The 4,800-nt window shown below is 70.7% G+C and carries 5 protein-coding genes; 3 read left to right on the top strand and 2 right to left on the bottom strand.

Annotated features, from left to right (window positions below):
* Positions 1 to 498: hypothetical protein (locus GXZ33_RS05075; protein ID WP_291339791.1), on the bottom strand; the 498-nt coding region annotated here is incomplete at its 3' end.
* 72 nt (positions 499 to 570) lie between these two features.
* On the opposite strand from GXZ33_RS05075, the gene GXZ33_RS05070 reads away from it, so the two are divergent.
* From GXZ33_RS05070 to GXZ33_RS05060, 3 genes are read left to right on the top strand one after another with little or no spacing between them, the layout of a single operon-like run.
* The gene (locus GXZ33_RS05070) at positions 571 to 2,262 is read left to right on the top strand and encodes a dynamin family protein (RefSeq protein ID WP_291339790.1); all 1,692 of its coding nucleotides are present in this window, start codon (positions 571 to 573) and stop codon (positions 2,260 to 2,262) included.
* The gene (locus GXZ33_RS05065; RefSeq protein WP_291339789.1) at positions 2,262 to 3,854 is read left to right on the top strand and encodes a GTPase; all 1,593 of its coding nucleotides are present in this window, start codon (positions 2,262 to 2,264) and stop codon (positions 3,852 to 3,854) included. Before GXZ33_RS05070 ends, GXZ33_RS05065 begins: the two co-directional genes overlap by 1 nt.
* On the top strand, positions 3,851 to 4,567 hold the full coding sequence (locus GXZ33_RS05060) for a hypothetical protein (RefSeq protein ID WP_273043484.1): 717 nt from the start codon (positions 3,851 to 3,853) through the stop codon (positions 4,565 to 4,567). Before GXZ33_RS05065 ends, GXZ33_RS05060 begins: the two co-directional genes overlap by 4 nt.
* Here GXZ33_RS05060 and GXZ33_RS05055 read toward each other — a convergent pair.
* Positions 4,558 to 4,800, bottom strand: a 243-nt coding sequence (locus GXZ33_RS05055; RefSeq protein WP_363236938.1) for an FtsX-like permease family protein, incomplete at its 5' end; no start/stop codon positions are given. The genes GXZ33_RS05060 and GXZ33_RS05055 overlap by 10 nt on opposite strands.

The following is a 4,800-nucleotide window of genomic DNA, read 5'->3' as shown; positions in this document are numbered from 1 at the left end:
GCGGTCCCCGACGGCGATGAGGGAATCCCGGGCCCCGTCCTCGACATCGATATCGAAGGAGTTGTTTATCCTGTATTCCACCTGAGGCAGGTGCGGAATGGTGACCAGGTCACGCAGCAGCGCGCCATCATTCTCCGTCGGCACGCTGCGGATGGAGAGGCGGGTCTCCCCCACCCGCATACGTGCATGGACCCCCAGATCCGGTGTCTTCTTCGTCTCCGCGGCGATCTGCTGGGCGTCCCGCAGCAGGACGAGCAGGGAGTCCAGATCATCGGGCGTGGCCACCCATCCGTCGATGATGGCCGCCGGGGAAGTGCCCAGTCCGCCGATCGAGAGAGCGTCGAAGCGGACGTGGTCGTCGAGACCCCGGTCCACGGCCAGTCGCTGCATCTCCGCCACCGCCTCCCGGGAGTCCGGCAGGAGCCCGAAGACAGCCGTCACCACCAGGGTCATGATGGAGATGACACCGGTGGCCAGGTCGCGCAGCTTTCGGAGCATGGCCACAGTCCGACACAGACCGCGGCGGTGCGCGTGCCCGCCAACCTGAGTGAAGTCTGAAAGAATGTGACTGTGACCGAATCAACCCTGGAGTCCGTCGGCAGGCTGCGTGACGCGGTGGCCGCGACGGAGTTCTCCACCAACCCGACAGCAGAGGCGGAGGCGCGCGCCGTCGTCGACCAGATCGACGACTACATCCTCCCCCGCCTGGCCCACATCGACGCCCCGCTGCTGGCGGTGGTCGGTGGTTCCACCGGATCCGGCAAGTCGACGCTGGTCAACGCCCTCGTGGGCAGGCAGGTGTCCACCTCGGGGGTCATCCGGCCCACCACCCGCCAGCCGGTGCTGGTCAGCCACCCCTCCGACTCCGCCTGGTTCCACTCCACCCGGGTCCTGCCCGGTCTGGCCCGGGAACAGGGCGAGCCCGGCGCGAACCCCTCGGCGACGTCGCTGCGCCTGGTGAGCACCGAGGCGATCAGCCCCGGCCTGGCGCTTCTCGACGCCCCCGACTTCGACTCCATCGACGACCGCAACCGCGCGCTGGCCTCCCAGCTGCTGGCGGCGGCCGACCTGTGGGTGTTCGTGACCACGCCCTCGCGCTACGCCGACCAGCTGGTGTGGAATTTCCTCCACGACGCCGCCGGCCGCGACATCGAGGTCATCGTGGTGCTCAACCGCGTCGACGAGGATGCGCTGGCCACCGTGCCGGATGACCTGCGCCGCATGATGGCGGAGGCCGGGCTCGGGGACGCCACCATGTTCACCGTCCCGGACGCCGGCCAGGTGGAGGACCTGCTGCCCACCGCCCTGGTCGATCCCCTGCGTGCCCACCTCGACCACCTCGCCGCCGACGCCGCGGCACGCCGCACCATGGCGGCCAAGACGGTGCTCGGTGCGCTGGGCAGCGTGAACAAGCGGGTTGAGGCGCTGGCGGACACGAAGCAGCGGCAGGAGGAGTTCGCCGGACTGCTCGGTGACGCCCTGGACGAGACCTACGCCTCCGCCCGCCGCCACGTCATCGACGCCACCTCCGACGGCAACCTGCTGCGGCAGGAGGTGCTGCAACGCTGGCAGGACTTCGTGGGCACCTCGGACGCCTTCCGCACCATCGAGCGCTGGTACTCGGCGGCACTCGACGCGATCGGCAGTTTCTTCACCGGCCGTCCCGCCCCGGTGCGGGAGGTGGAGACGGAGATCGAGGCCGGCCTCCACGCCGTCATCGTCGACGCCGCCGAGACCGCCGCCACCCGCAGCTGGTCCCACCTGGGGTCCGTCGCTCCGGAGCTGCGCGCCGCCGCCCACCCGGGCCTGGCCCACGCCAGCCCGGGCATCGACGAGCTCGCCGCCCGGCTGGTCCGGGACTGGCAGGCCGGGCTCGTCGAGACGATCCAGTCCACCGCCGGCGACAAGCGCATGAAGGCCCGCATCATGTCACTCGGCCTCAACGTGGTCACCGTGGCGCTCATGCTCATCGTGTTCGCCTCCACCGCGGGGCTCACCGGCGGAGAGATCGCCATCGCCGGTGGTTCGGCGGTGGTCGGCCAGAAGCTGCTGGAGACGGTGTTCGGTGAGGAGGCGGTGCGCCGCATGGCCACCCGCGCCCGCGAGGACCTCGACGAGCGCACGACCGCGCTCCTCGATTCCGAGCGTGCCCGCTACTGGGACATCACCGACGAGCTCACCGCCGGCACCTCCGCCGGGGAGCTTCTCGACGCCGCCGCCACCGCCGAACACGACGTCCGCACCCAGACGGGAGAAGCCTGATGTTCCGGAAGAAACTGAGCCTCACCGAACGCCTGGAGGCCCTGCGGGAGGCCGCCGACCTGGGCGAGGGCCTCCTCTCCCCCGCCGAGCACGCCGACCTGGCGCGGGTGGCGGACGCCGCCGCGGAACGCCGCGCCCTGTCCGGCGAGCACACCGTCGTCGGTTTCTTCGGTGCCACCGGTTCGGGCAAGACCTCCCTGTTCAACGCGGTGGTGGGCGAAGACCTGGGCAGGACCGCCGCCCGCCGTCCCACCACCTCCTCCCCGCTGGCCGCGGTGTGGGACCCGGCCGGTTCCGAGGAGCTGCTCGACTGGCTCCAGGTCGAGGACCGCCGCAACCGCTCCGGCGACTTCGCCCCCGGCGCGGGCCCCGTCATCCTGCTGGACCTGCCGGACTTCGACTCGGTGGAGCCGGAGCACCGGGCCATCGCCACCCGGCTGGCCGGGCAGGTCGACGTGCTGGTGTGGGTCACCGACCCGGAGAAGTACGCCGACTCGATCATCCACGACCACTTCATCCGCCCCCACGCCTCGCACAGCTCGGTCACGCTCGCCGTGCTCAACAAGTCCGACCGCCTCACCACCGGGGACGCCCGCCGCGTCGCCTCCTCCCTGGAGCAGCTGCTTGTCGACGACGGCCTGCAGAAGGTCAGCGTCATCCGCACCTCCGCCCGGGACGGCTACGGCATCGACGACCTGCGCAAGGCGATCGCGAAGGTAGCCTCCGCCCACTCCGCGCAGCAGGCCCGCATCGAGGCGGACCTGGAGACGGTGACGGCCCCGTTCGTCGGGAAGCAGTCGTTCAAGGACGTCTCCGCCATGGACAAACGGCGTCTCGACGACCACCTCGCGGAGGCCGCCGGCGCAGACCGCCTCGCCGACGCGACCGCCGCGGCCTACCGCAAGCGGCTCGGGCAGAAGACGGGCTGGCTGCTCACCTCCTGGCTGCTGCGTTTCCGGGCCGACCCCCTCAAGCGGCTGGGCCTGCGGGAGGATGCCGACGAGACCGGTGTCCACCGCTCCTCCATCCCGCAGCTCGACGCCTCCGGCCGGGCCGTGGCCAACCGGGGTGTCCGCGGCTATGCGCAGGCGGTCTCCGCCGGGCTACCGGACCGTTGGGCCTCGGCGGTGGTGGACCAGACCGAAGCCATCGTGGACACGCTGCCCGAGGACCTCGACCGCGCGGCCGCCCGCACGAAGCTGCCCGCCCAACCCTCGAAGGTGTGGGGGCTGTTCACCGTGGTGCAGTGGCTGGCGCTCGTCGCCGCCCTGGTGGGCGTCGGCTGGTACCTGCTCGCCGCGTTCCTGCCCGGGGTGCTCTACCCGTTCATGGACGAGATCATCCCCGACATCGAGGGCTGGCCCATCCCGACGCTGCTCATCGTCGGCGGACTCCTGCTCGGCATCGTGCTGGGCATGTTCACCGGGGTGTTCGGCCTGGCCATCGGCTCGAGCGTGAAACACCGCACCCGGCGCGCCCTGCGACGGGAGGTCTCGTCCATCTCCCAGGAGAAGGTCGTTGAACCGCTCCTCGCGGTGCGTGCCCGCTACCTGGAGTTCCTCGACGCCATCCGCCGGGCCGCCGGACGATGAACGCACGCCACCTCCACCTCGCCGGACTCATCCTCCAGGCCGTCGCCTACCCCTCACTCACCCTGTGGTTCCGGCTCGACCTGGACTTCAACCCGTGGATCATCGCCGGGGCGCTGGGCACCCTGGGCTGCGTGCTGGCACTGGCCGGCGCCCTCGCCGGACGCAGGTTCATCCCGTTGGGATCCCTCGGTACCGTCGGTGCACTGGTGGCCGGGGTGGGCTGGGTCAGCTGGCTGGTGGTCGGGTTCACCAGCCAGCCCGATGACCCGGTGATCAACATCACCGGGCTGCTGGCACCGCCGGGACTGGCGCTCGGGATCATCGCCCACCTGCTCAGCTACCGCAGGCGCGCTGATTCTTCCGGCTCCCCCGGCTCACGTCCCCGGGTCGCCACCACGGGAGCCCTGTGGTTCGGCCTGGCGCTGCTGGCCGTGGAGGTGGCCCTGTACGGCATCCTGATGACCGAAACCTTCGACTTCTCCACTCTCCCGCTCATCCTGGTGCAGATCATCCTGGGCGGCTGGCTGGTGGGTCGTGCCCATCTCACCCCGGCGCAGGATGCCGGCGTGTCCCGGATCCTGGCCCTCGTGGGCGGCTACCTGGCGATCATCGGTGCCGTCCCATTCTTCCTTCTGGGGCAGCTGAGCATCGTGGTCATCCTGGTGGCCGGTGTGCTGGAGCTGCGTGAGCGGAAGCGGTCCGGTCACTCGTAGCGCAGCGCCTCGATCGGGTCGAGCTTGGCCGCCTTGTTCGCCGGGTACCACCCGAAGAACAGGCCGATGGCCAGGGCGAACCCGAGCGAGACCATGATGGCCAGCGGGGGCGGGAGCACGAACGTGCCCAGCAGCTTCGCCCCGAGCATGCCCAGCCCACCGCCGAGCAGCACGCCGAAGGCACCACCGATGAGGCAGACGATCATCGCCTCGACGACGAACTGGGTGCGGAT

The sequence above is a fragment of the Corynebacterium sp. genome (assembly GCF_012838985.1).
Lineage (GTDB): Bacteria > Actinomycetota > Actinomycetes > Mycobacteriales > Mycobacteriaceae > Corynebacterium.
Note: the sequence above shows the minus strand (reverse complement) of the source record. Positions and strands in the feature narration are given on the sequence as shown.

Coding starts and splice junctions, on each gene's coding strand:
- GXZ33_RS05065 (WP_291339789.1), top strand. CDS start 2,262: ATGTTCCGGAAGAAACTGAGCCTCACCGAACGCCTGGAGGCCCTGCGG.
- GXZ33_RS05060 (WP_273043484.1), top strand. CDS start 3,851: ATGAACGCACGCCACCTCCACCTCGCCGGACTCATCCTCCAGGCCGTC.